Origin of the sequence: Rhodosalinus sp., assembly GCF_046542825.1 — a bacterium.
Taxonomy (GTDB): Bacteria; Pseudomonadota; Alphaproteobacteria; order Rhodobacterales; family Rhodobacteraceae; genus Rhodosalinus.
In genome coordinates this window covers 1-22843 of sequence record NZ_JBKHAQ010000023.1, presented here as the reverse complement: position 1 = coordinate 22843, position 22843 = coordinate 1, and the positions used below count along the sequence as shown (strand labels likewise).

The 22843-nt window shown below is 67.9% G+C and carries 23 protein-coding genes; 9 read left to right on the top strand and 14 right to left on the bottom strand.

All coding sequences use genetic code 11. The features are described from left to right. Positions 1-10: 10 nt before the first annotated feature. The 7 genes from ACLFOB_RS05035 to hemJ form a co-directional block, all read right to left on the bottom strand. A complete protein-coding gene (locus tag ACLFOB_RS05035; protein ID WP_410916175.1) occupies positions 11-922 on the bottom strand; it encodes a ParB/RepB/Spo0J family partition protein in 912 nt (303 codons plus the stop codon). A 13-nt stretch (positions 923-935) separates the two neighbouring features. Next, the gene (locus tag ACLFOB_RS05030; protein ID WP_410916174.1) at positions 936-1682 is read right to left on the bottom strand and encodes a ParA family protein; all 747 of its coding nucleotides are present in this window, start codon (positions 1680-1682) and stop codon (positions 936-938) included. Then, positions 1624-2346, bottom strand: coding sequence for a 16S rRNA (guanine(527)-N(7))-methyltransferase RsmG (gene rsmG, locus ACLFOB_RS05025; RefSeq protein ID WP_410925243.1), 723 nt, complete (start codon positions 2344-2346; stop codon positions 1624-1626). Before rsmG ends, ACLFOB_RS05030 begins: the two co-directional genes overlap by 59 nt. Next, complete coding sequence (mnmG, locus tag ACLFOB_RS05020) at positions 2343-4214, bottom strand: tRNA uridine-5-carboxymethylaminomethyl(34) synthesis enzyme MnmG (RefSeq protein WP_410925241.1); 1872 nt, start codon at positions 4212-4214, stop codon at positions 2343-2345. Before mnmG ends, rsmG begins: the two co-directional genes overlap by 4 nt. A gap of 11 nt (positions 4215-4225) precedes the next feature. After that, positions 4226-5512: a tRNA uridine-5-carboxymethylaminomethyl(34) synthesis GTPase MnmE gene (gene mnmE, locus ACLFOB_RS05015; protein WP_410925239.1), complete on the bottom strand. Its 1287-nt coding sequence runs from the start codon at positions 5510-5512 to the stop codon at positions 4226-4228. A gap of 19 nt (positions 5513-5531) precedes the next feature. Continuing rightward, positions 5532-6803, bottom strand: coding sequence for a transcription termination factor Rho (rho, locus tag ACLFOB_RS05010; protein WP_410916170.1), 1272 nt, complete (start codon positions 6801-6803; stop codon positions 5532-5534). Positions 6804-6923: 120 nt separating this feature from the next. Continuing rightward, the gene (gene hemJ / locus ACLFOB_RS05005; protein ID WP_410916169.1) at positions 6924-7376 is read right to left on the bottom strand and encodes a protoporphyrinogen oxidase HemJ; all 453 of its coding nucleotides are present in this window, start codon (positions 7374-7376) and stop codon (positions 6924-6926) included. Positions 7377-7786: 410 nt separating this feature from the next. On the opposite strand from hemJ, the gene ACLFOB_RS05000 reads away from it, so the two are divergent. The 4 genes from ACLFOB_RS05000 to dnaQ are packed head-to-tail and all read left to right on the top strand — an operon-like array spanning position 7787 to position 10491. Beyond that, complete coding sequence (locus tag ACLFOB_RS05000) at positions 7787-8386, top strand: Maf family protein (protein ID WP_410925237.1); 600 nt, start codon at positions 7787-7789, stop codon at positions 8384-8386. Further along, complete coding sequence (locus ACLFOB_RS04995; RefSeq protein ID WP_410916166.1) at positions 8383-9213, top strand: shikimate dehydrogenase; 831 nt, start codon at positions 8383-8385, stop codon at positions 9211-9213. The genes ACLFOB_RS05000 and ACLFOB_RS04995 overlap by 4 nt, the downstream gene beginning before the upstream one ends. Beyond that, positions 9210-9806, top strand: a complete 597-nt coding sequence (coaE, locus tag ACLFOB_RS04990) for a dephospho-CoA kinase (protein WP_410925235.1) — start codon at positions 9210-9212, stop codon at positions 9804-9806. The genes ACLFOB_RS04995 and coaE overlap by 4 nt, the downstream gene beginning before the upstream one ends. Beyond that, positions 9799-10491: a DNA polymerase III subunit epsilon gene (gene dnaQ, locus ACLFOB_RS04985; RefSeq protein ID WP_410916163.1), complete on the top strand. Its 693-nt coding sequence runs from the start codon at positions 9799-9801 to the stop codon at positions 10489-10491. The genes coaE and dnaQ overlap by 8 nt, the downstream gene beginning before the upstream one ends. A gap of 6 nt (positions 10492-10497) precedes the next feature. Here dnaQ and secB read toward each other — a convergent pair whose 3' ends face one another. Further along, on the bottom strand, positions 10498-10965 hold the full coding sequence (secB, locus tag ACLFOB_RS04980) for a protein-export chaperone SecB (RefSeq protein ID WP_410916178.1): 468 nt from the start codon (positions 10963-10965) through the stop codon (positions 10498-10500). 205 nt (positions 10966-11170) lie between these two features. Continuing rightward, positions 11171-11707, bottom strand: a complete 537-nt coding sequence (locus ACLFOB_RS04975) for an FxsA family protein (RefSeq protein WP_410925233.1) — start codon at positions 11705-11707, stop codon at positions 11171-11173. A gap of 105 nt (positions 11708-11812) precedes the next feature. On the opposite strand from ACLFOB_RS04975, the gene ACLFOB_RS04970 reads away from it, so the two are divergent. The 3 genes from ACLFOB_RS04970 to ACLFOB_RS04960 are packed head-to-tail and all read left to right on the top strand — an operon-like array spanning position 11813 to position 14126. Further along, positions 11813-12481: a Tim44/TimA family putative adaptor protein gene (locus ACLFOB_RS04970; RefSeq protein WP_410925231.1), complete on the top strand. Its 669-nt coding sequence runs from the start codon at positions 11813-11815 to the stop codon at positions 12479-12481. After that, on the top strand, positions 12481-13524 hold the full coding sequence (locus ACLFOB_RS04965) for a murein transglycosylase A (protein WP_410925229.1): 1044 nt from the start codon (positions 12481-12483) through the stop codon (positions 13522-13524). Before ACLFOB_RS04970 ends, ACLFOB_RS04965 begins: the two co-directional genes overlap by 1 nt. Beyond that, positions 13521-14126: a Smr/MutS family protein gene (locus ACLFOB_RS04960; protein WP_410925227.1), complete on the top strand. Its 606-nt coding sequence runs from the start codon at positions 13521-13523 to the stop codon at positions 14124-14126. Before ACLFOB_RS04965 ends, ACLFOB_RS04960 begins: the two co-directional genes overlap by 4 nt. Here ACLFOB_RS04960 and msrA read toward each other — a convergent pair. The 3 genes from msrA to ACLFOB_RS04945 form a co-directional block, all read right to left on the bottom strand. Beyond that, complete coding sequence (gene msrA / locus ACLFOB_RS04955) at positions 14123-14791, bottom strand: peptide-methionine (S)-S-oxide reductase MsrA (RefSeq protein WP_410925225.1); 669 nt, start codon at positions 14789-14791, stop codon at positions 14123-14125. The two genes, ACLFOB_RS04960 and msrA, sit on opposite strands and share 4 nt — an antisense overlap. Before the next feature lie 282 nt (positions 14792-15073). Further along, positions 15074-15490, bottom strand: a complete 417-nt coding sequence (locus ACLFOB_RS04950; RefSeq protein ID WP_410925223.1) for a DUF1810 domain-containing protein — start codon at positions 15488-15490, stop codon at positions 15074-15076. After that, positions 15483-16700, bottom strand: coding sequence for an argininosuccinate synthase (locus tag ACLFOB_RS04945; protein ID WP_410925221.1), 1218 nt, complete (start codon positions 16698-16700; stop codon positions 15483-15485). The genes ACLFOB_RS04950 and ACLFOB_RS04945 overlap by 8 nt, the downstream gene beginning before the upstream one ends. Positions 16701-16803: 103 nt before the next feature. On the opposite strand from ACLFOB_RS04945, the gene ilvA reads away from it, so the two are divergent. Continuing rightward, positions 16804-18033 (top strand): threonine ammonia-lyase IlvA, encoded by a 1230-nt coding sequence (ilvA, locus tag ACLFOB_RS04940; protein ID WP_410925219.1) that lies wholly within the window; start codon positions 16804-16806, stop codon positions 18031-18033. Between the two features lie 34 nt (positions 18034-18067). On the opposite strand, the gene ACLFOB_RS04935 is transcribed toward ilvA, so the two are convergent. Next, positions 18068-18358 carry a histidine kinase gene (locus tag ACLFOB_RS04935; RefSeq protein ID WP_410917611.1) on the bottom strand — a complete coding sequence of 97 codons (291 nt, stop codon included), beginning with the start codon at positions 18356-18358 and terminating at the stop codon, positions 18068-18070. Between the two features lie 233 nt (positions 18359-18591). Here ACLFOB_RS04935 and ACLFOB_RS04930 point away from each other — a divergent pair, with 233 nt between their 5' ends. Beyond that, positions 18592-19881, top strand: coding sequence for a PP2C family protein-serine/threonine phosphatase (locus ACLFOB_RS04930; protein ID WP_410925217.1), 1290 nt, complete (start codon positions 18592-18594; stop codon positions 19879-19881). A gap of 42 nt (positions 19882-19923) precedes the next feature. On the opposite strand, the gene mutS is transcribed toward ACLFOB_RS04930, so the two are convergent. Continuing rightward, positions 19924-22572 carry a DNA mismatch repair protein MutS gene (gene mutS, locus ACLFOB_RS04925; RefSeq protein ID WP_410925215.1) on the bottom strand — a complete coding sequence of 883 codons (2649 nt, stop codon included), beginning with the start codon at positions 22570-22572 and terminating at the stop codon, positions 19924-19926. Positions 22573-22843: the final 271 nt, after the last annotated feature.

Below are 22843 nucleotides of genomic sequence, written 5' to 3'. Positions count from 1 at the left end.
GCCCGGCGCGTCACCCGCCGCTCAGTCGATTGCACAATTCATCGAGTTTTTCCAAAGAGTTATACTGAATAACGAGGCGGCCGCGCTCACCGCCTGGCTCATGCTCGATGCTCACCTTGGTGTCCAGCATGGCCGACAGATCGCCTTCGAGCGCGCGGGTGTCCGCGTCCTTGTCCGCGGCACGCGCGGATCGCTTGCGCGGGCGCGTCCCGCCGTCATCCTCCTGCGCAGCCTTCCGGACCAGCGCCTCCGTCTCGCGCACGGACAACGCGCGCGCAACGACCTGTCGCGCAATGGCAGCAGGATCGGAGACGGTGATGAGCGCCCGGGCGTGTCCCGCGCTCAACTGGCCCTCGCGCACCAGGGACTGAACCTCTTCCGGCAGCTTCAGAAGCCGAATCGCGTTGGCGATGTGACTGCGGCTCTTGCCCAGCGCCTCGGCAAGCTGATCCTGCGTGTGCCCGAAGCGCTCCAGCAACTGGCGATAGCCCGCCGCCTCCTCGACCGGATTGAGGTCCGCGCGCTGGATGTTCTCGATGATCGCGACCTCGAGCACTTCCAGATCGTTCAGATCCCGCACGATCACTGGAACGTCGTGCAATTGCGCCCGCTGGGACGCGCGCCAGCGGCGTTCGCCGGCGACGATCTGATACTGCCCCTCGCGCGCCGGGTCGGGGCGCACGATGAGCGGCTGCAGGATGCCGCGCGCCTTGATCGAGCGCGCCAGTTCCTCCAGTTCCTCCTCGGCGAAGCGGCGGCGGGGCTGGTCCGGGTTGGGGACGATTCGGTCCAGCGGCACCGTCGTTTCCGCGCGACGCGCCGGGGTCTCGGGCGCCGCGGCATCTTCCGCCGGGCCGATATCCGCCATCAGGGCGGACAGACCGCGGCCCAACCCGCGCGATTTCGGGGTCTTGTCGGACATTGCGTGGTCCCCCTCAGGCCGCTAGCTTCGTATGGTTGCGCCGCAGTTCCTCGGCCAGCGTGGCATAGGCCATCGCGCCCTTCGATCCCGGATCGTAGTCCAGCACCGGCAGCGCATAGGACGGCGCCTCGCTCACCCGCACGTTGCGCGGGATCACCGTGTCGAACACCAGTTCACCCAGGGTTTCGCGCGCATCCGCCTCGACCTGCTGCGCGAGCCTGTTGCGCGCGTCGTGCATGGTCAGCAACACGCCCTCGATCCGCAGGTCGGCATTTGCCGTCTGCCGCACCTCGCGCACTGTCAGCATGAGTTGCGACAGCCCTTCCAGCGCAAAGAACTCCGATTGCAGCGGCACGAGCACCGAATGCGCTGCGACCATCGCGTTGACGGTCAACAGGCTGAGGGACGGCGGGCAGTCGATCAGCACATAGTCGACCTCGATCTCGCGTCTGGTCACCGGACCCAGCGCGGCGCGCAACAGGAAGCTGCGCCGCTCCTTTCCCATCAGTTCCAGGTCCGCAGAACTCAGGTCGACGGTCGCCGGGACGAGGCGAAGCCTCTCCTGGGCCGTGGGCTGGATGGCGCGCGCAAGGGGCGCGCCCTCGATCAGGACGTCATAGGTGGTGGTCCGGCGTGTTTCCGGGGTCAGGCCCAGCCCTGTCGAGGCGTTGCCCTGCGGGTCCAGGTCGATCAGCAGGACTTCATGCCCCGCCTTCGCCAGCGCGGCGCCCAGGTTGATCGCGGTCGTTGTCTTGCCCACGCCCCCCTTCTGATTCGCGATGGCGATGATCCGGGGCGTTCTGGCTCTGTCGGGGTTCACGGGAAATCTCTCCGATCCTGAGAAGAACGGCGTCGGATTCCGTGATACTCGGAATCGCGGTGGCCTTGAAGCGCCAGTTTCGCTCTGCCTGCGCAACCTCGTCCCGCCAGCGCGCTCCTTTCGGAAAAACCGCCGTGCCGCCCGGTGCCAGGTGGCGGTCGGCGTAAGCCAGCAACCGGTCCAGCGGCGCGAGCGCGCGGGCCGAGATCACGTCCGCACCGAGGGGTGGCAGTGCCTCGATGCGGCTGGGCAGCACGTCTGCCGCGGCCCCGCATTCCCGCAACGCCGTGCGAAGGAAGGCACATTTTCGCGCATCGCTCTCCACAAGCGTCACGCGGGCAGGCGCGTCGCGCTCCGCTTCAAGAATGGCGATGACAAGGCCGGGGTATCCGCCTCCGGTGCCCAGGTCCGCCCAATGCGTGGCAGCGGGCGCCGCCCTGTGAACCTGGAGCGAATCGAGAATGTGCCGACGCCACCCGTCGCGGAGCGAGTCAGTCGAGACAAGGTTGATACGCCGGGTCCAGCGTGCGGTCAGGTCCAGCAGCGCCTCAAGCCGGGCGCGTGTTTCACGTGAAACATCCAAAGCGGGTGGTCCACCGCTCATCCGGCGGCGCGCTGCCGTTCAGACTTGCGCACGGCAGCCAGGATCAGCGTCAGCGCGGCCGGCGTCATGCCGTCGATGCGCCCAGCCTGCGCCAGCGTCCGAGGCCGGACCTGGCACAGCTTTTGCGACAGCTCCGCTGACAGACCCCGCAGCGCGCGGTAATCGAAGCCGTCCGGCAGTTCGATCGCCTCATCCCGTCGCAGCGCGTCAATATCCCGCTTCTGCCGCTCGATGTAATTGGCGTAAAGTGCCTCTCGCTCCAGCTGACGCCGGCTTTCGTCGTCCACGTCGTTCAGTTCCGGCTCAAGCGTCACCAGCGCGTCGAACCCCGTCCCCGGAAAGGACAGGATCTCCAACCCGTTGCGGCGCGAGCCATCCATTTTCACCTCCAGGCCCAGCCGCTGCAACTGGGGCGGCGTTGCCGAGATATCCAGCACGCGCGCACGCGCTGACGCCAGCCGCTCCATCTTGTCCTCGAAGGCCGCGCGCCGTGCCTCGGAGACGATGCCAAGCGCCATCGCTTTCGGCGTCAGCCGCTGATCCGCATTATCCGCGCGCAGCGAAAGCCGGTACTCCGCGCGGGACGTGAACATCCGGTAGGGTTCGGTCACGCCACGGGTCACCAGATCGTCGACCATCACCCCGATGTAGCTGTCGGCGCGCTCGAACCATACCGGCGCCTCGCCCTGCGCCGCCCTGGCGGCGTTCAGACCGGCAACGAGACCCTGCGCGGCGGCCTCCTCGTACCCTGTGGTCCCGTTGATCTGGCCCGCGAGATACAGCCCCGGCACGTCGCGCACCGAAAGCGTTGCTGTCAGCGCGCGGGGATCGACGTAGTCGTATTCGATCGCGTAGCCCGCTTGAAGGATCCGCGCCGCCTCCAGCCCTCGGATGGATTGCACGTACGCCTCCTGCACCTCTGCCGGCAGAGACGTCGAAATCCCGTTGGGATACACGGTGTCGTCGTCCAAGCCCTCTGGTTCAAGGAATATCTGGTGCGACTCCTTGTCGGCAAAACGCACCACCTTGTCCTCGATCGACGGGCAATAGCGCGGGCCGACGCCAGAGATCTGTCCGCCGTACATCGCCGAGCGCCCGAGGTTTTCGCGGATGATGTCGTGCGTGCGCGAATTCGTATGCGTGATACCGCACGCGATCTGGCGCGCCTGCGGTCCGCGGTTGAGGAAGGAAAACATCACCGGGTCTTCGTCGCCTGGTTGGCGCTCCAGCGCGTCCCAGTCGATGGTGCGGCCGTCCAGTCGTGGCGGCGTTCCCGTCTTCAATCGACCGAGCGGCAGGCCGAAACTGTCGATTCGCTCCGCCAGGCGCACCGAGGGCTTGTCGCCCATCCGGCCGCCGGCGCGTTTTTCTTCCCCGATGTGGATGACGCCCCGCAGGAAAGTGCCGGTGGTCAGAACGACGGACCGTGCTTCGATCCGACTGCCATCCGCCAGGATCGCGCCGCGGACGCCTTCGTCCTCCATCGCGAGGTCCGTGACCTCACCCTCGACAACGGTTATGCCGGGCTGGGCGTCGATCTCGCGCTGCATGGCTTCGCGGTAGAGCCTGCGGTCCGCCTGCGCGCGCGGCCCCTGCACGGCGGGTCCCTTGCGGCGGTTGAGCAGGCGGAACTGGATCCCGGCCGCGTCCGCCACGCGGCCCATCACGCCATCCATCGCGTCGATCTCGCGCACGAGATGTCCCTTCCCCAACCCGCCGATGGCCGGGTTGCAGGACATGACCCCGATGCCTGCCCGCGACAGTGTCACCAGCGCGACCCGCGCACCGGCGCGCGCGGCCGCATGGGCCGCTTCGCTGCCCGCGTGACCGCCACCGACGACAATGACATCGAACCGCGAATGTTTCACGTGAAACACTCCTACTTTCCAACGCAGAAACTGGCGAAGATCTCGCCCAGCACATCCTCAACATCGATCCTGCCAACCAGGGCTTCAAGGGCACGAATGGCTGCCCGGATCTCTTCCGCCGCAAGATCGGCCGCTTCGGGCCCGCGACCGACAAGGATTACCGCGGCCTCCAGCGTGGCTGACGCGCGCCGAATCGCCTCAAGGTGCCGCGCCCGCGTTGCCGTCTGGACCAGCTTCGCCCTATTCGACAACACATCGACGATTTGATCAACCAGAGCGTCGATACCGGCCCCGGTCAGGCCGGACACGCCTTCACCGCCGTAAAGGTCAACCTTCGACCGAACCACGATGTCGTCTGCCTGCAACTCCACCAAGGGCCCCTCTTCCTCGGTGGACTTCAGCCAGACGCGAAGATCCGCCTGCGCTGCACGGTTCCGCGCGCGCGCCACACCGATGCTCTCGACCGGGTCCTGCGTCTCCCGCAGGCCGGCGGTGTCGAGCAACGTCACGGGGAGCCCGGCAAGGTCCATACGCACCTCGATCACATCTCGCGTCGTGCCCGCGACTTCAGATGTGATTGCAGCGTCCCGTCCTGCCAACATGTTGAGAAGAGTGGACTTTCCGGCGTTTGGCGCCCCCACTATCGCCACCTCGAAGCCGTCGCGGATGCGCTCGGCCACGCGAGAGCCGCGAGCTTCGGCCTCCAGCGACTCGCGCACGTCCGCCATCAACTGCAGCACCTCGTCCGTGACGTCCTCGGGCACCTCCTCGTCGGCGAAATCGATCGTGGCCTCGATCAGCGCCGCGGCACGGAGGAGCTGGCCGCGCCATTGCTCGACCTTCTGCGTCATCGCGCCCGACAGCACCCGCACGGCCTGTCGCCTCTGCGCTTCGGTCTCGGCATCCAGCAGATCCCCAAGACCCTCGACCTGGGTCAGGTCCAGCCGATCGTTTTCGAGCGCGCGGCGCGTGAAATCGCCCGGACCTGCCGCTTGCAGCCCGTCAAGGGCCGACAGCCGCGCCAGCGCGGCGCGCACCACCGCCGGCGAGCCGTGCAGGTGCCATTCCGCCACATCTTCGCCCGTGAAACTGCGCGGCGCGGGAAAGAGAACGACCATCGCCTCGTCGATCAGCTCGCCCCCGGCATCCCGCAGGTCGCGCCGGACCAGACGCCGTGGCTCGGGCAGCGCGCCCATACACCGTTCGGTCGCAGCAAAGGCTCGCGGTCCGGAAAGCCGCAGCACGGCAACGCCTGCCTTCCCCGGCGCGCTCGAGAGGGCAAAGATCGTCTCCGCCATTGCGCGTCCCCGGACGAAGTCAGGTGTTCATCGAATCGAAGAACTCCGAGTTCGTCTTGGTCTGTTTCAGCTTCGACAGCAGAAACTCGATCGCGTCGGTGGTGCCCATCGGGTTCAGAATCCGGCGCAGGACGAAGGTCTTTTGCAGATCGCTCTTGTCGATCAGCAGATCCTCTTTGCGCGTGCCGGACTTGAGGATGTCGATCGCCGGGAACACGCGCTTGTCCGAGATCTTGCGGTCCAGCACGATCTCCGAGTTGCCGGTGCCCTTGAACTCTTCGAAGATCACCTCGTCCATCCGGCTTCCGGTGTCGATCAGAGCGGTCGCGATGATGGTGAGCGAACCGCCCTCCTCGATGTTGCGCGCCGCGCCGAAGAAGCGCTTGGGTCGCTGCAGGGCATTGGCATCCACACCGCCGGTCAGCACCTTGCCGGAGCTCGGCACGGTCGTGTTATAGGCCCGACCAAGCCGCGTGATCGAGTCGAGCAGGATCACCACGTCGCGCTTGTGTTCGACAAGGCGCTTGGCCTTCTCGATGACCATTTCGCTCACGGCGACGTGCCGTGTGGCGGGTTCGTCGAAGGTAGAGGAGATGACCTCGCCCTTCACGCTGCGCTGCATGTCGGTCACCTCTTCGGGGCGCTCGTCGATCAGCAGCACGATCAGGTAGCATTCGGGGTGGTTCACCTCGATGGAGCGGGCGATGTTCTGCAGGATCACCGTCTTGCCGGTCCGCGGCGGGGCCACGATCAGCGCGCGCTGTCCCTTGCCGATCGGTGCGACCAGGTCGATGACCCGCGCGGAACGATCCTTGATGGTGGGATCCTCGATCTCCATCTTCAGCCGCTCGTCGGGATAGAGCGGCGTCAGGTTGTCGAAGGCGATCTTGTGCCGCGCGCGGTCCGGCGTCTCGAAGTTGATCTTGTCGACGGAGACCAGCGCGAAATACCGCTCATCGCCCTCCGGCGCGCGGATGCCGCCCTCGATCGTGTCGCCGGTCCGCAGCGAGTACTGGCGGATGGTGTCCGGCGAGACATAGATGTCGTCCGGTCCGGGGAGATAGTTGGCCTCGGGAGACCGCAGGAAGCCGAACCCGTCCTGCAGCACCTCGATGACGCCATCGCCCGAGACCTGCCAGCCCTCGTCCGCCCGCTCGCGCAGGATCTGGAACATCATCTCGCCCTTGCGCATGGTCGAGGCGTTCTCGATCTCGAGCTCCTCGGCCATCGCCAGCAGGTCCTTGGGGCTCTTTGCCTTGAGGTCGGCGAGGTTGAGACGGGTCTCGGTCATGGGGCACCTATGGCGTGCCGCTTGAGGCGGCGCTCGTCGGGGAATCGCGGGAAATGGCCGCCGGGACAGGCGGATTTCCGGCAGATACTGCGGTCTCGTGTCCGAGTCAATCCGCGGGCATCACCACTTCAGCACGACAGACAGCACGATGACGACCAGCAGGACCGTCGGCACCTCGTTCATCATCCTGTGCTGACGGCCGCTGAGCCGGTTTTCTCCGGCAGCGAAGTCCCTGCGACGGGCAGCCAGCCACATGTGGAACCAGGTCATCGCGATGACAGCGCCGCCCTTGGTCCAGACCCACAGCTCGCCCCATCCGACGCCGGCCTGCGGCGTGAAGATCAGCAGAAGCCCGGCAGCCCATGTCACGATCATCGATGGGTTCATGATCAGGCGCAGCAGCTTGATCTCCATGACCTGGAACACCGGGTCTATCGCGTCACCCGGGGTCGAGCGTTCCGTGTGATAGACATAGAGCCGCGGCAGGTAGAACAGCCCGGCCATCCAGGCGATCACCGCGAGGATGTGCAGCGACTTGGTCCAGGGATAGAGCAGGGCAAGCAGGTCGGTCATCTGGGCGCTCCGGTTCGTGCCCGTCTCCCTAAGAACAAAGAAAAGGAAAGAAAAGAAGATGTGATGGTAGGCCACAGGCGGAGCTGGGGATTGTCTGTTTCTGCACAAGGTCGCCCAAGGGCGGCCAAACACTGTGGACAAGACAGGGATTTTCTATTGGAAATATTATTTATATCAAACAAATCAACGCTTTGAGGTAGGGATGACCAGAGGATAACTTCTTGGAGAAACGGCTTCTGGACCGGGGATGAGCCCTCTTGTCCCAAGAAGCCTTGCTATCCCGTCCCCAGCTGGATGGCTTGCGGGCAGACGGCCCGGTTTCCCCCCAGGGCTCCCTGCTTGCATCTGCGCCCATGTTGCCGGAGAAACAATGCAGTCGTCTTTCCCGGATCGGTGCACAGGTCATCCCCATGGATCAGCCGCTTGTCCTTGCATCGGGGTCGGAGGCGCGCGCGCGGCTCCTGCGCGCGGCCGGCATTCCGATCGAGATCGTTCCCGCCCGGATCGACGAGCCGGCCTTGCGCGCCGCGCTTGAGCAGGAGCAGGCAAGCCCGCGCGACGTGGCCGATGCGCTGGCCGAGATGAAGGCGCGGCGGATCAGCGACAGGTTTCCGGGCCGTCTTGTGCTAGGCGCCGATCAGGTGCTCGACCACCGGGGCCGCATTCTGGCCAAGCCGGACAGCCGCGCCGCCGCCCATCGGCAACTGACCGACTTGCGCGGGGACCGGCATCAGCTTCTTTCCGCGGCGGTCGTCTGCCGTGACGGCGAGCCCCTCTGGCGGCATGTGGGCGTGGCGCGCATGGCGATGCGCGATTTTTCCGACGCCTTTCTCGAGGGGTATCTGGCGCGCAACTGGCCAGAGATCGGGTCCAGCGCGGGCGCCTATCGGCTTGAGGAGGAGGGCGCGCGCCTTTTCGCCAGCGTCGCAGGCGATCACTTCACCGTGCAGGGCCTGCCGTTGCTGGAACTGCTGAACTGGCTCGCGCTCAGTGGGGAGATCGACGCATGAGCACCCAAGCTGTTCCGCTTGCCGGTGTGATCGGCCATCCCGTCGCGCACTCAAAGTCGCCACGCCTGCACGCGCACTGGCTCCGCGTGCTGTCCATCCGTGGGCATTACGTTCCGATGGACGTGGCGCCGGCCGACCTGGAGACGGTGCTGCGCACCCTGCCCAAGGCGGGTTTCGTCGGGGCGAACGTCACGATCCCGCACAAGGAAAGACTGCTGGAGATCGCCGATCTCGTGACCGACCGGGCGGCCCTGATCGGGGCGGCGAATACCGTGATCTTTCGCGCCGACGGAAAGATTCACGCCGACAACACGGACGGTTACGGTTTCATCGAGAACATCCGCCAGAACGCGCCGGAGTGGCAGGCTGCCACAGGTCCCGCGGTGGTCCTTGGCGCGGGCGGCGCGGCACGCGCCGTGATCGTGGCGCTGCGCGAGGCGGGCGTGCCCGAGATCGTGCTGTGCAACCGCACCCGCGCCCGCGCCGACCGCCTCAAGCAGGAATTCGGCACCCGCATCCGCGTGGAGGACTGGGTGCAGGCCGGCAACGTGCTCGAGGAGGCGGCGACCGTTGTGAACACCACCTCTCTCGGCATGGTCGGGCACCCGGAGTTGCGGGTGCCACTCGACGGGCTGCGGCCTGGCGCCGTGGTCAGCGACCTGGTCTATGCGCCGCTGCAGACGCGGCTGCTGCGGGTGGCGGCAGAGATGGGCTGCGTCCCCGTCGATGGCCTTGGCATGCTGATCCACCAGGCGGTGCCCGGGTTCGAGCGGTGGTTCGGGATGCGTCCCGTGGTGGACGCCGCCACGCGCGAGGCCCTGTCGTGAACCCTTTCCGGCTGGGACTCACGGGCTCCATCGGGATGGGCAAGACCGCGACGGCAAGGCTCTTCGCGGAAGAGGGCTGTGCCGTCTGGGACGCGGACGCAGCGGTGCATCGTGCCTATGGCCCCGGTGGCGCGGCCGTCGCGGCGCTGCAGCATGCCTTCCCAGAGGCGATCGAGGATGGCGCCGTGTCCCGCGACGCGCTGCGGCGGATCATCGCGTCCGACCCCGGCGCGCTTGCCCGGATCGAGGCCATCGTCCACCCACTGGTGGCGGAGGACCGCGCGCGCTTCGCCGAAGCGACAGGATCCGACATCGTCGTATTCGACATCCCGCTTCTCTTCGAGACCGGCGGAGACGCCGCGATGGATGCCGTCGCGGTCGTCACCGTGCCGGAAGCCGAACAGCGGCGCCGCGTTCTGGCGCGCGGCACGATGACCGAGGCGGATCTGGACCGTATCCTCGCCCGCCAGATGCCCAGCGCGGAAAAGGTCGCCCGCGCGGATTATGTCATCGTGACCGACACGCCAGAGCACGCCCGCGCGCAGGTGCGGGCCGTGGTCGACGACATCAGGAGGACGCGCGCCGATGCGTGAGATCGTGCTGGATACCGAGACCACGGGCCTCGACCCGTTCGACGGACATCGGATCGTCGAGATCGGCGCGGTGGAGCTTCATAACCATGTGCCCACCGGCCGGCATTTCCACGAATACATCGACCCCGAACGCCCGATGCCGGCAGAAGCCTTTGCCGTGCACGGGCTGGGCGACGACTTCCTGCGCGGCAAGCCGCTCTTTGCAGCCGTTTCGGGCGCCTTCGTCGATTTCATCGGGGATGCGAAGCTGGTCATCCACAATGCCGAGTTCGACATGCGCTTTCTGAACGCCGAGTTCGGCCGGTTGAAACTGCCGGAACTGCCAATGGCCCGCGCGGTGGACACCGTGGCGCTGGCCCGACGGCGCTTTCCCGGATCGCCCGCATCGCTCGATGCGCTGTGCCGCCGGTTCGGCATCGACAACTCGGCGCGCACGCTGCATGGCGCGCTGCTCGATGCGGAAATCCTGGCCGAGGTCTACCTGGAGCTGATCGGGGGCCGGCAACCCGGCCTTCTGCTGGGCGGAGGTCAGCGCGGCGCAACCGGCGCCGACAGCCCGCAACAGGAATGGCGGCCGGGTCCGCGACCGCGAAGGCTTGCGTCCCGCGTGACCGCCGAGGAAGCAGAGGCGCACGCAACCTTCGTCGCGCGCCTCGGGGACAAGTCGCTCTGGCCCGCGCCCTGAGTGGCGTCAGGCGGTGCCGCTGGGTCCCGTCGCCACCTTGCCCTGCGCCTGCTGTTCCGACTGACGCCGCACGATCTCGTTGCGGTAGATCTGAAGGAAATCGATGTTTTCCAGGTTCAGCGGCGGATAGCCGCCGTCGCGCGATACGTCGCTGACGATCCTCCGCAGGAAGGGGAACAGCATCCGCGGGCATTCGATCATCAGGTAGGGATGCAACTGGTTCTCCGGCACGTTCTCGATCTGGAAGACGCCCGCGTAGTCTATCTCGAGCAGGAAGAGCTGCGTGCCGCTTTCCTTCGACTTCGAATCGACGGTCAGCTTGATCGAGACTTCGTACTGGTTCTCGGCCTGCCTGCGCTTTGCGTCGAGGTTGACGCGCACCTGCACGTCGGGCTGACCCTGCGCCTGCCCGCCCTTCTGCACCAGGATGTTCTCGAAGCTCATGTCGCGGATGTACTGCGCGAGCACGTTCATGCGCGGCGTCTGCTGTGCCTGCTGCTGCGCGTCCGGCGTGCCCTGGCCCGTGGTTCCGGCTGCCGGGGTCCGGTCGGCGTTTCCGTTGCCGTTTTCGGTGTCACTCATCGGGCTCTCCGCTGCATTGATCTCGCGCGGGCTTTAGCAGTGCCCGCGGCAAGGCTCAATCCGGTGCGGCGCCGGGAACACCCGGTGCCGGGGACGCTCAGTGTCGTGTCCAGCCGGACCCCTGATGTGTTGGCCGCTTGGGAGGACGGGTCTCGTCGTCCGGCCGGGGCTTCGGCCCTGCGGGATCGACCTGCTGCCAGTCGCCTTCGATCACGTCGTCGGGCCGGCGGCGGGAAGGGTCCGGCCTGCGCGGGCCGCCGGGATGCTGACCCATCTCGAAGCGGCGCACCTCGACCCGCTTGCCCAGCCAGCGCATGACCGCGGTCCTGACGGCCGGAACCATCAGCAAAAGCCCGACCGTATCGGTGAAGAAGCCCGGCGTCAGCAGAAGGGCACCGGCGAAAAGGATCATCGCGCCATGCGCCAGCGGCTCCGTCGGGTCGGCCAGCGTGTCGAAGCGCCGCCGCAGATCCTCGACGGTCGCCCGTCCCTGGCTGCGCAGAGCCCAGGTGCCGGCAACGGCGGTGGCAATCACGATCGCAAGCGTTGGCCACAGCCCGATCAGCCCGCCCACCTGGATGAACAGGGCGATCTCGATCAACGGCACCGCGACGAAGGCTGCCAGTATCCACATGCGAGGCGTTCCTTTCGGTCTTGCGCTAGCGGTGGACTTAACCGCAAGCGACCCCTACATATGCACGGACGTCGAATGTTTCCATGCGCGCCCCGAGAGGTTCATATGAACTCCCCGCTCTTGCAGCTCCTGGTGCTGGCCGGCATCGCCGTGTTTCTCATTCTGCGCCTGCGCAGCGTGCTGGGCACCCGTGACGGCTTCGAGAAGCCGCCCGTCTCCGGTCCCGAGCAACAGACACGGGCAGCCCCCCGACGGCCCGAGTTCGAGGTGATCGAGGGCGGACCGGACGAGGATATCGTCGACCACGTCCCCCAAGGGTCCGATGCCGCCGAGGCGCTCGCAAGGATGAAGGCGGCGGATCGCGACTTCATGGTCGGCGATTTCCTGCAGGGTGCCCGCGGCGCCTACGAGATGATCCTGATGGCCTTCGAGAAGGGCAACATGGAAAGTGTGCGCGGCTTTTTGGCCGATGATGTCTATGAAAGTTTCGACGAGGTGATCCGCGAGCGCGAGGCGCAGGGCCTGACCATCGAGGCGGAATTCGTGGGCATCCGCGAGGTTTCGCTGGTGGATGCGACCTTCGACACCTCGAGCCACCTGGGCGAGGTGACGGTGCGTTTCGTGGGCGAACTGACCTCCGTCGTGAAGGACGCCAACGGCGAGATCGTCGAGGGCAGCCCGACCGAGGTGCGCCGGCAAAAGGACGTCTGGACCTTTGCGCGCGTCATGGGCTCCGACGATCCCAACTGGCAGCTGGTCGCCACGGGGGAGTGATGCGGCAGGCGCTGGGCGCGGCATTCGCCCTGGGCCTCTCGGTGGCGGGAGCAGCCGGCGGCGCCGAGACGTCGCGCAGCCTGCTGGAGTTTGGCGACCTGGACGGCTGGGCGGCGGACGACCATGCCGCCGCACTCGACACCTTCCTTGAGACCTGCACCGATCTGGATGCGCCCGACTGGTCCGCGCTCTGCGCCTTCGCGCAGACCGAGAGGCTCGAAGATCCGCGCCGCTTCTTCGAGCTGTTCTTCCGCCCCGTTCTGATCGAGGATGGCCGCCCGGCGCTTTTCACGGGCTATTTCGAACCGGAGTTGCAGGGCTCGCGCGTGCCAACCCCGCGCTTTCGCGTGCCGGTCTACCGGACCCCGCCCGAACTGACCCGAAACGCGCCCTGGCTGACACGGCAGGAAATTTCCACCTCCGGTGTGCTGGACGGCCGCGGCCTCGAGATTGCCTGGGTGGACGACCCGGTGGACCTGTTCTTTCTGCAGGTTCAGGGCTCGGGGCGTATCAGGCTGCGCGACGGCAGCGTGATTCGGGTGGGCTACGGTGGCTCGAACGGCCATTCGTATCGTTCCATCGGGCAGGAGCTGGTGCGGCGCGGCGTCTATGAGCCGCACCAGGTCTCGGCGCAGGTGATCCGCAACTGGGTGCGCCGCAACCCCGAAGCAGGCCGCGACCTTCTGTTCCACAACCCGTCCTACGTGTTTTTCCGGGAAGTGAACGAAGTCCCGGCAGAGCGCGGGCCACTGGGCGCGATGAACCGCTCCGTCACGCCGCTGCGCACCCTGGCGGTGGATCCCTCGCATGTGCCGCTGGGCGCGCCCGTCTGGGTCGAGAAGGACGGCGCCCAGCCGATGCGCCGTCTGATGATCGCGCAGGACACGGGCTCTGCCATCAAGGGCGCGCAGCGCGCCGACATCTTCTTCGGCACCGGCTCCGAGGCCGGGCGACGCGCGGGGAGCCTGCGCGATCCGGGCCGCATGGTCGTGCTGCTGCCGATCCAGCGTGCCTACGCGATGCTCCCGGAGGTGCTGAAATGAGCCGCCGTCGGCTGCGCCCCGAGGAACTGGCGCTGTGGCGCGAGGTGGCGAAGTCCGCGCGCCCGCTGGACCCCGAACGCCCCAGGACGCCCCCCGACCACCGGGTGCCCGAGACCACGCCAAAGCCGTCGCGGCGGCCCCGGCCGCTTGACGGAACCGCGCGGATCGACCCCTTCCGCGTGGGTCAGAAGGCGCAGGATCGCGCGGCGCATGATATCGCCCCCTCGCTGTCCGAAAAGGTCGCGGCCGATCCTCTGCGGATGGACCGCAAGACGCACCAGCGGATGAAGCGCGGGCGCCTCGAGCCCGAGGCGCGGATCGACCTGCACGGAATGCGCGTCGACGAGGCGCAGGCGGCGCTGCAGTCCTTCCTGCTGACGGCGCATGCCGAGGGGCGGCGGCTGGTGCTGGTCATCACCGGCAAGGGCCGGCGCGGCGAGGATGACGGGCCGATCCCGCGCCGCCCCGGTGTCCTGCGGCACCAACTGCCGCACTGGCTGTCGATGCCGCCACTGTCGCCCATCGTTCTGCAGCTGCGCGAGGCGCACCTGAAGCACGGCGGCGGAGGGGCCTTCTACGTCTATCTGCGGCGCCGGCGCTAGCTGCCGGCAAAGGGCGCGTCGTCGCCCCAGATCTCGCGCACCCGCTCGTCCCGCCCGCAGCGGTCGCGGTAGCGTTCGTAGGCCACCTTCTTCGGCACCGCGATGCCCACCGAGGAGACGGGCAGGCGCTCGTCACTCTTGTAGTAGTCCTGGTGATAATCCTCGGCCTCGTAGAACGGGCCAAGGTCGAGTATCGGCGTCACCACCTCGCGGCCCAGCTCTTCCTCGGCCCGGCGCCTGGCGGCATGCGCGTCGGCCTGGGCGCCCTCGCTCTCCGCGAAGATCGCGCTGCGGTAGCTGTCGCCCCGGTCGCAGAACTGCCCGCCTGCGTCGAAGGGGTCGATCGAGCGGAAGAACATGTCGTAAAGCTGCGGGCGGGTGATCTGCGCGGGATCGTAGTAGATGCGTGCGGCCTCGTAATGGCCGGTGCCGCCCCGCACGACCTCTTCATAGGTCGGATCGGCCACCGTGCCGCCAGTATAGCCGGAGACAACCTCCTGCACGCCGCGCACCTTCTCGAAATCGGCCTCGACGCACCAGAAACAGCCGCCGGCGACGGTGATGGTCTCGGTTTCCGCCGCGCGCGCGCCGGTGGCCTTCACGGTGAAGCCTACCGCGATCAACACAACGAGCAATGCGGGTTTGAGCGTCTTGAGAGGGATCATGGCTTTCGTCCTCCGGGATTTCGCGGCGACAGGGTCTTCTGCGGCAACGCGGAAGGACAAGCCACGAAGCCGTGCGTCACGCAGAGGTGAACGGACCGTCGCGAGAGAAATGACCCCGAGCGCCTGACGCCGGACTCGGGGTCTTGGGTATTTTTGGACCATTGAATGACCGGAGGTGCGGGCAGGGAACCGGCCGGCGCGAGGAGGCTACACCGTGGCACGGAGACTGGCCGAGGGGCGCACCGGTCGGAGGCGGCCAGGACCTGAGCGGAATGGCGCGTGTCAGCGACCCAGCGCCTCGCGCGTGTGCGGGCAACGCTCGCCGCCGCAGAGCCGGTCCAGCACCTCGGCGAAGACCAGCGGTGCGTCCGGGACGGCCTCGAAGAGGGTCATGGAGGAGCGCAGTTTCAGCGCGTCCACCTGGCCCAGGATGTCCTCTGGCGGGGTGCCTTCGTGCGCGAGCATCAGGCGCGCCGCCTCTTGCAGACGGGGTCCCAGCACCGGGTGCGCGAGATAAGCCGCGGCCTCGTCCAGGCCCGAGAGGCCGAAGTGCCGCGCGCGCTCCGACCGGCCGAGCGAGGCCAGTTGCGGAAAGACCCACCAGATCCAGTGGGTCTCTTTCCGGCCGGCGCGCAACTCGGCGCGGACCCGGTCCCAGACCGGATCCTGCGCCGCGACGAATTCGGAAAGCTCAGCCAAGCCGCCGCTTGCGCGCCGCCAGCAGCTTCAGCCGCAGCGCGTTGAGCTGGATGAAGCCCGCGGCATCCGTCTGGTCGTAGGCGCCGGCGTCGTCCTCGAAGGTGACATGCGCCTCGGAATAGAGCGAGTGGTCGGACCAGCGGCCCACCGTCCGCGCCAGCCCCTTGTAGAGCTTGAGCCGCACGGTGCCGGTGACATGTTCCTGGCTGCGGTCGATCAGCGCCTGCAGCATCTCGCGCTCGGGCGAGAACCAGAAACCGTTGTAGATGAGTTCGGCGTAGCGCGGCATCAGCTCGTCCTTGAGATGCGCCGCGCCGCGGTCGAGCGTGATCTGCTCGATCCCCCGGTGCGCCTCCAGCAGCAGCGTGCCGCCCGGCGTCTCGTAGATGCCGCGGGACTTCATGCCGACGAAGCGCCCCTCGACGAGATCGAGCCGCCCGCAGCCGTGCTTGCCGCCCAGCGCGTTGAGCCTTGTCAGCAGCGCCGCGGGAGAGAGGCGTTCGCCGTCGATGGAGACCGCATCGCCCTTCTCGAAGCCGATCTCGACGTATTCGGGCTGATCGGGCGCCGCCTCGGGATCGATAGTGCGCTGATAGACGTAATCGGGCGCCTCCTTTGCCGGGTCTTCCAGCACCTTGCCTTCGGAGGAGGTGTGCAGAAGGTTCGCGTCGACCGAGAACGGCGCCTCGCCGCGCTTGTCCTTGGCAATCGGGATCTGGTTCTTTTCCGCGAAGTCGATCAGCTTCGTGCGGCTGGTCAGGTCCCATTCGCGCCAGGGCGCGATCACCTTGATATCCGGATTGAGGGCGTAGGCCGCGAGTTCGAAGCGCACCTGGTCGTTGCCCTTGCCGGTCGCGCCGTGCGCCACGGCGTCGGCGCCTTCCGCGGCCGCGATTTCCACCAGCCGCTTGGAAATGAGCGGCCGCGCGATGGAGGTGCCGAGCAGGTAGAGCCCCTCGTAGACGGCGTTCGCGCGGAACATCGGGAAGACGAAGTCGCGCACGAATTCCTCGCGCAGATCCTCGATGTAGATGGCGGAGGCGCCCATCATCTCGGCCTTGGCGCGGGCGGGTTCGAGTTCCTCACCCTGCCCGAGGTCGGCGGTGAAGGTCACCACTTCGCAGCCGTATTCCGTCTGCAGCCACTTCAGGATGATCGATGTGTCGAGCCCGCCGGAATAGGCCAGCACGACTTTCTTGGGCGCATCCATCGTCATTCTCCCGCGGAAACCGTGGCGCGGATAGCGCCTTTGCCGCGGGCCCGCAAGGCGGCGGGGCTTGCGCGCCCGTGGCCGGCGCGGCAAGGGTGCCGGCATGACAGAGTTCCGCGATGCCGTCCGGGCCGCAGAGGCCGCCATGCGCGAGGTGTTCGAGCCCACGCCGCTCACGCTGAACGCGCATCTGTCGGAGCGTTTCGGCGCCGAGATCTGGCTCAAGCGCGAGGATCTGTCGCCGGTGCGTTCCTACAAGCTGCGCGGCGCCTTCAACGCGATGCGCAAGCGGATCGGGCGGGGGCGCCGTTTTGCCTGCGCGAGCGCGGGCAACCATGCGCAGGGCGTGGCCTACATGTGCCGGCATTTCGGGGTGGAGGGCGTGATCTTCATGCCCGTGACCACGCCGCAGCAGAAGATCCGCAAGACGCGGATGTTCGGCGGCGACGCGGTCGAGGTGCGGCTGGTTGGCGATTATGTCGATGACACGCTGCGCGCCGCGCAGGAGCACTGCCGCGAGACGGGGGCGCAGTTCCTGTCGCCGTTCGACGACCCCGACGTGATCGAGGGCCAGGCGACCGTCGCGCTGGAGATAGAGGCGCAACTGCCGGGGACGCCGGACCGCATCGTGCTGCCGGTGGGCGGCGGGGGGTTGTCGGCCGGCACGCGCGGCTGGTTCGGCGGGGAGGTGCCGATGACCTTCGTCGAACCGCAGGGCGCGCGCAGCCTCTTCGCCGCGCTTGCCGCGGAAGAGCCCGTGCGGCTGGAGCGGATCAACACCTTCGTCGACGGCGCGGCGGTGGCGATGGTGGGCGACCATCCCTTCGCGCAGCTGCGCGACGTTGACGCGGCCGACGTGCTGGGCGCGCCCGAGGACCGTATCTGCGGCACCATGCTGGAGATGCTGAACGTCGAAGGCATCGTGCTGGAGCCGGCTGGCGCCCTGGCAGTGGACATCCTCCCCGAGATCGCCGAGCGGATCCGGGGCCGCCGCGTCGTCTGCGTGACCTCGGGGGGCAACTTCGATTTCGAGCGCCTGCCGGAGGTGAAGGAACGCGCGCAGCGCTATTCCGGCGTGAAGAAGTATTTCATCCTGCGCCTGCCGCAGCGGCCGGGCGCGCTGCGCGATTTCCTCGACCTGCTGGGGCCCGACGACGATATCGCGCGCTTCGAGTATCTGAAGAAGTCCGCGCGCAACTTCGGCTCCGTCCTGATCGGGATCGAGACGACGGGACCGGCGCATTTCGACCGGCTGTTCGCCCGGATGGATGCGGCTGGCCTCGTCTATCAGGACATCACCGACGACGAGATCCTGGCGCAGTTCCTGATCTGAGCCGGCCCACATCCGAGCCGGGCCACCGCGCAGATCATGCCGCAAGCCGCTGTTGCAGTTGTGACAGGAAGCTTGCCTTCGATTCGGCGAAACAGGCCCGCAGCGCGGCCGTGTTCCCGGGCGGCGCGCATTGTTGCGCGAGCGCGGTGAAGCCGAGGTTGAGGGCGCTGCCCTTGAGGAAATGCAGATGCTCCGGAGAGGGATCATCGTGATCCAGGGCGTCCAGCGCGGCCTCGACCTCTTCCACGAAGAGCGTGACCACTTCCTCGAAATCCTCGGCACCGACTTCTCGGTGCAGTTCGGTAACGCGGGTCCAGTCGATCATCGGAACCTCTGATCTCGCAGCCCCCGCGACAGTCTTGAGCGTCCGGGCGTAAACAGGACGCTAACCGGCGCGCAGACCGCCGGCTCCCTTTGTTTGCATTCGATCCTTAACCCTCCCTTCAGACGCGTGGGGCAGGGTATTGCCGATCCCCGCGGGACTGCAGCGGCATCTGCTGCGCCACGACCGCTTCCCCCAGCCTTCCGCCCTGCGCGCGGGCGTCAAAGGATGTGCCAATGAACGCCACGCTTGCCCGGCGGGATGGACCCGCCAAGCTGCCCGCCCGCCCTGAAGCGGATGGCGCCTGTGTCCGGCATGTCCTGATTGTCGGTGACAGTCGCGTCCAGCGCAGGCTGCTGTCGATGATGCTGTCGCGTGCCGGCTACCGCGTGACGGAAGCCGCTTCCGCCGATGCGGCACTCGATCTCTGCCGCGAATCGCAGCCCGATCTTGTCGTCAGCGACTGGTTGATGCCCGGCATGAGCGGGCTTGACCTGTGCCGTGCCCTGCGTGCCCTGCCCCAACGTCACTACACCTATTTCATCCTGATGACGTCGCGCAACGAAAAGGCCGAAGTCGCGCAGGGTCTGGACTGCGGCGCCGACGATCTGCTCACCAAGCCGGTCGATGCCGGGGAGTTGCGCGCGCGGCTCGCCGCCGGAGAACGCATTCTCCGCATGGAACGCGAACTGAACGAGAAGAACCGGCTCGTGCGCGCGACTCTGGAGGAACTGCAAGCCGCCAAGGCGACGCTGGACGCGGACCTGGAACAGGCCCGCAAGATCCAGCAGTCGCTTGTGCCCGAGCGAACGCGGCGCTTCGGCCGGTCCGAGGTGAACCTGCTTTTCGAGCCGTGCGGGCAGGTCGGCGGCGACCTGGTGGGCGCGTTCAGTCCCGGTCACGGGACGCTGGGGCTTTATGCCATCGACGTGTCCGGCCACGGCATCACCTCTGCCCTGATGGCCGCGCGGTTGAGCGGCTATCTGTCGGCCGAGTTCCTGGACCAGAACCTCGCCGTGATCCGCCGATTCGAACAGTTCTACGCGCTGAGACCTCCGGCAGAGGTCGCGCGCCTGCTGAACGAACGCCTCGCGGCGGACAAGGGGGTCGAGGAATACTTCACGATGGCCTACGCAACGATCGACCTGCGCACCGGCCGCGTGCGCCTGGTGCAGGCCGGCCATCCGCACCCGCTGATCCTGCGGGCACGGGGCGATTGCGAGTTTCTGGGTCAGGGCGGTCTGCCGATCGGCCTGTTGCCCGATGCCTCCTTCGGCGAGGTCGTGACGCGGCTGTCGCCCGGGGACCGGCTGCTGCTGCATTCGGACGGGTTTGTCGAGGCGCCGCTGCCCGGCGGCGGCCAGCTGGGCGACAAGGGGCTGCGCGACCTGGCCGTCCGCGTTGCCCCTGCCGCCTCGGGGCGCGAGTTCCTGGATGATCTCTACTGGCACCTGAAGCAGGCCACCGGTTCGGGCACAGCCGCGGAAGACGACATATCCGCCGCCCTTCTCGACTATCGCGGCTGATTCGGCGCACCGAAACGTGGCAACGCGACTGTCGCTGCCGCTCTATCCGGCAGTCTCGTCCGACAGCCCCTTGAGCTCGTAGAGCACCTCGAGCGCCTCGCGCGGACTCAGGTCGTCGGGATGCAGGGCGGCGAGGCGCTCCATCAGCGGCGAGGGGCCGCGCGCTGCGGCGGGCGTGGGCGGTGGCGCGGCCGCGAAGAGCGGCAGATCGTCGATCAGTGCCCTGGGACGCGCGCCGGTGTCGCGCTCGCCCGCTTCCAGCGCCTCAAGCACGCCGCGCGCCCGCTCGACCACCGAGGCCGGCAGCCCGGCAAGCTGTGCGACCTGCACACCGTAGGAACGGTCCGCCGCACCGGGCCGGACTTCATGCAGGAAGATCACCTCGCCCTTCCATTCCTTCACCGCGACGGTGGCGTTCCGCACCCCGTCAAGCCGGGAAGCCAGCGCGGTCAGCTCGTGATAATGCGTGGCAAAGAGCGCCCGACAGCGGTTCACCTCGTGCAGATGCTCCATCACGGCCCAGGCGATCGAGAGGCCGTCATAGGTGGCCGTGCCGCGCCCGATCTCGTCCAGAATCACCAGTGCGCGGTCGTCGGCCTGATTGAGGATCGCCGCCGTCTCGACCATCTCGACCATGAAGGTGGAGCGCCCGCGCGCCAGATCGTCCGAGGCGCCCACGCGGCTGAAGAGCTGGCTGACAAGGCCGATGTGCGCGGACTCGGCCGGGACGAAGGCCCCGGTCTGCGCCAGCAGCGCGATCAGCGCGTTCTGCCGCAGCCATGTGGACTTGCCCGCCATGTTGGGGCCGGTGAGCAGCGTGATCGCCGCTGCGCCGCCCTCTGCCGTCAGGTCGCAGTCGTTGGCGACGAAGGGCGTGCCCTCGGCCCGAAGGGCTGCCTCCACCACCGGGTGGCGGCCGCCGGTCACGTCGAAGGCGCGGCTGTCGTCCACTTTCGGCCGCACCCAGTCCGCCCCGCGGGCGAGATCGGCAAAGGCAGCCGCGAGGTCGATCTCGGCCAGCGCCGCGGCCACCTGCCCCAGCGGGCCTGCCGCCTCCAGCACGGCCGCGCGCAGCCGGGCGAATATGGCCTTCTCCAGCTGCAGCGCGCGGCTGCCGGCGTTGTGGATCCGCGTTTCCAGCTCCGACAGCTCCACCGTGGTGAAGCGCAGCTGGTTCGCCGTGGTCTGCCGGTGGATGAAGGTCTGCGACAGCGGCGGGGCCATCATGCGCTCGGCGTGGGTTGCCGTCGTCTCGATGAAATAGCCCAGCACGTTGTTGTGTTTTATCTTCAGCGCGGCGATGCCCGTTTCCTCCACATAGCGGGCCTGCAGCCCGGCGATCACGCCGCGCCCCTCGTCGCGCAACGCGCGGGTCTCGTCGAGGTCGGCGTCGAAGCCTTCGGCCACGAAGCCGCCGTCGCGCGCCAGCAGCGGTGGCTCGGCCACCAGCGCGTCGGCCAGCAGGTCGCGCAACTCGTCGTGGCCGGTGAGCGCCGCGAGCGCCTCGCGCAGAAGCTGCGGCAGGTCGGCGCCGTCGCAGCGCCGCGCCAGCGCATCGGCCTGTTCCAGCGCGCCGCGCACGGCGGTCAGGTCGCGCGGCCCGCCCCGGTCGAGCGACAGGCGCGACAGCGCGCGGTCAAGGTCCGGCACCCGGCGCAGCACCTCGCGCAGATCGGCGGCGAGGGCGGCGTCCCCGACCAGCGCGGCGACGGCCGCCTGCCGCGCATGGATCGTGTCGAGCGAGAGCGAGGGCGCGCCGATCCGCGCCTCGAGCAGCCGGGCGCCGCCCGCGGTGGCGGTCCGGTCGATCGCGGCCAGAAGCGAGCCGGCACGCCCGCCGGAAAGCGACCGTGTTAGTTCCAGGTTGCGCCGGGTCGCGGCGTCGATCTGCATCGCCCGCGCCGCCGCTTCGCGCACCGGCGGGCGCAGGAGCGGCAGCCGCCCCCTTTGCGTGAGCTCGAGGTAATCCACCAGCCCGCCCATCGCGGCCAGTTCCGGCCGCGTGAAGGCGCCGAAGCCGTCCAGCGTCCCGACCCCGAAAAGCCGTGTCAGACGTGTCGTCGCTCCGGTGCTGTCGAAGACCGAGCGCGCGAGGGGGGTCATCGCGGCACCGGACTCGGTGACGATTGCGGCGCAATCGGCCTCGAGTGCTTCCGAGAGCAAGACCTCCGCCGGTGCCAGCCGCGCAAGCTCCGGCCCCAGCCGCACCCGCGATATCTCCATGACGTGGAACGCCCCGGTCGAGATGTCCGCCCAGGCCAGCGCCCCCTGCCCCTGCGCCTCGGCGTAAGCCGCGAGGTAGTTGTGCCGCCGCGCCTCGAGCAGCGAGTCCTCTGTCAGGGTGCCGGGGGTGACAAGGCGGATGACCTCGCGTTTCACAACCGCCTTGGCGCCGCGCTTCCTCGCCTCCTCCGGGCGTTCCATCTGTTCGCAGACCGCGACGCGAAAGCCCTTGCGGATGAGCGTGAGCAGGTAGCTCTCGGCCGAATGCACCGGCACGCCGCACATCGGGATGTCGTCGCCGCCGTGCTTGCCGCGTCTGGTGAGCGCGATGTCCAGCGCCTCGGCCGCCGCCACGGCGTCGTCGAAGAACATCTCGTAGAAGTCGCCCATCCGGTAGAACAGCAGCGCGTCCGGATGCTGCGCCTTGATCTCCAGATACTGCGCCATCATCGGTGTCGCGGCGGTCATGCGGTTCCCCTCTCGCAACCGGCGCCGCGCAGACTAGGCGCTGGTGCGGGCAGGCGAAAGGCGCAAGTGGCGCGCTGACCGCGCGGCCGGGCGCTGGGGAAGGCCGCGCGCGCGGCCTTCCCCCGCAGAGGGGTGTCCGATGCCGGCGCGCCGATAGAGCCGCGAAAGGTCCCATCCTTGCAACCCCGCGGGATGCCCTGTCCTGCCCGCCGCTGGACGCCCGTGTCCGGCTGTGGTCAACCGGTGCGGACTGCCATCCGCCCGCGGGGCG

Excerpts from the sequence above, each read along its gene's own strand:
- ACLFOB_RS04975 (WP_410925233.1), bottom strand. The coding sequence starts at position 11,707 with ATGTGGATACTGGCAGCCTTCGTCGCGGTGCCGTTGATCGAGATCGCC.
- secB (WP_410916178.1), bottom strand. The coding sequence starts at position 10,965 with ATGAACGTGCTCGCGCAGTACATCCGCGACATGAGCTTCGAGAACATC.
- dnaQ (WP_410916163.1), top strand. The coding sequence starts at position 9,799 with ATGCGTGAGATCGTGCTGGATACCGAGACCACGGGCCTCGACCCGTTC.
- hemJ (WP_410916169.1), bottom strand. The coding sequence starts at position 7,376 with ATGACCGACCTGCTTGCCCTGCTCTATCCCTGGACCAAGTCGCTGCAC.
- ACLFOB_RS05035 (WP_410916175.1), bottom strand. The coding sequence starts at position 922 with ATGTCCGACAAGACCCCGAAATCGCGCGGGTTGGGCCGCGGTCTGTCC.
- rho (WP_410916170.1), bottom strand. The coding sequence starts at position 6,803 with ATGACCGAGACCCGTCTCAACCTCGCCGACCTCAAGGCAAAGAGCCCC.
- msrA (WP_410925225.1), bottom strand. The coding sequence starts at position 14,791 with ATGATCCCTCTCAAGACGCTCAAACCCGCATTGCTCGTTGTGTTGATC.
- ACLFOB_RS04945 (WP_410925221.1), bottom strand. The coding sequence starts at position 16,700 with ATGGATGCGCCCAAGAAAGTCGTGCTGGCCTATTCCGGCGGGCTCGAC.
- ACLFOB_RS04960 (WP_410925227.1), top strand. The coding sequence starts at position 13,521 with ATGAGCCGCCGTCGGCTGCGCCCCGAGGAACTGGCGCTGTGGCGCGAG.
- ACLFOB_RS04935 (WP_410917611.1), bottom strand. The coding sequence starts at position 18,358 with ATGATCGACTGGACCCGCGTTACCGAACTGCACCGAGAAGTCGGTGCC.
- ACLFOB_RS05000 (WP_410925237.1), top strand. The coding sequence starts at position 7,787 with ATGGATCAGCCGCTTGTCCTTGCATCGGGGTCGGAGGCGCGCGCGCGG.
- ACLFOB_RS04965 (WP_410925229.1), top strand. The coding sequence starts at position 12,481 with ATGCGGCAGGCGCTGGGCGCGGCATTCGCCCTGGGCCTCTCGGTGGCG.
- rsmG (WP_410925243.1), bottom strand. The coding sequence starts at position 2,346 with ATGAGCGGTGGACCACCCGCTTTGGATGTTTCACGTGAAACACGCGCC.
- ACLFOB_RS04930 (WP_410925217.1), top strand. The coding sequence starts at position 18,592 with ATGAACGCCACGCTTGCCCGGCGGGATGGACCCGCCAAGCTGCCCGCC.
- mutS (WP_410925215.1), bottom strand. The coding sequence starts at position 22,572 with ATGACCGCCGCGACACCGATGATGGCGCAGTATCTGGAGATCAAGGCG.
- ilvA (WP_410925219.1), top strand. The coding sequence starts at position 16,804 with ATGACAGAGTTCCGCGATGCCGTCCGGGCCGCAGAGGCCGCCATGCGC.
- ACLFOB_RS04995 (WP_410916166.1), top strand. The coding sequence starts at position 8,383 with ATGAGCACCCAAGCTGTTCCGCTTGCCGGTGTGATCGGCCATCCCGTC.
- ACLFOB_RS04970 (WP_410925231.1), top strand. The coding sequence starts at position 11,813 with ATGAACTCCCCGCTCTTGCAGCTCCTGGTGCTGGCCGGCATCGCCGTG.
- mnmE (WP_410925239.1), bottom strand. The coding sequence starts at position 5,512 with ATGGCGGAGACGATCTTTGCCCTCTCGAGCGCGCCGGGGAAGGCAGGC.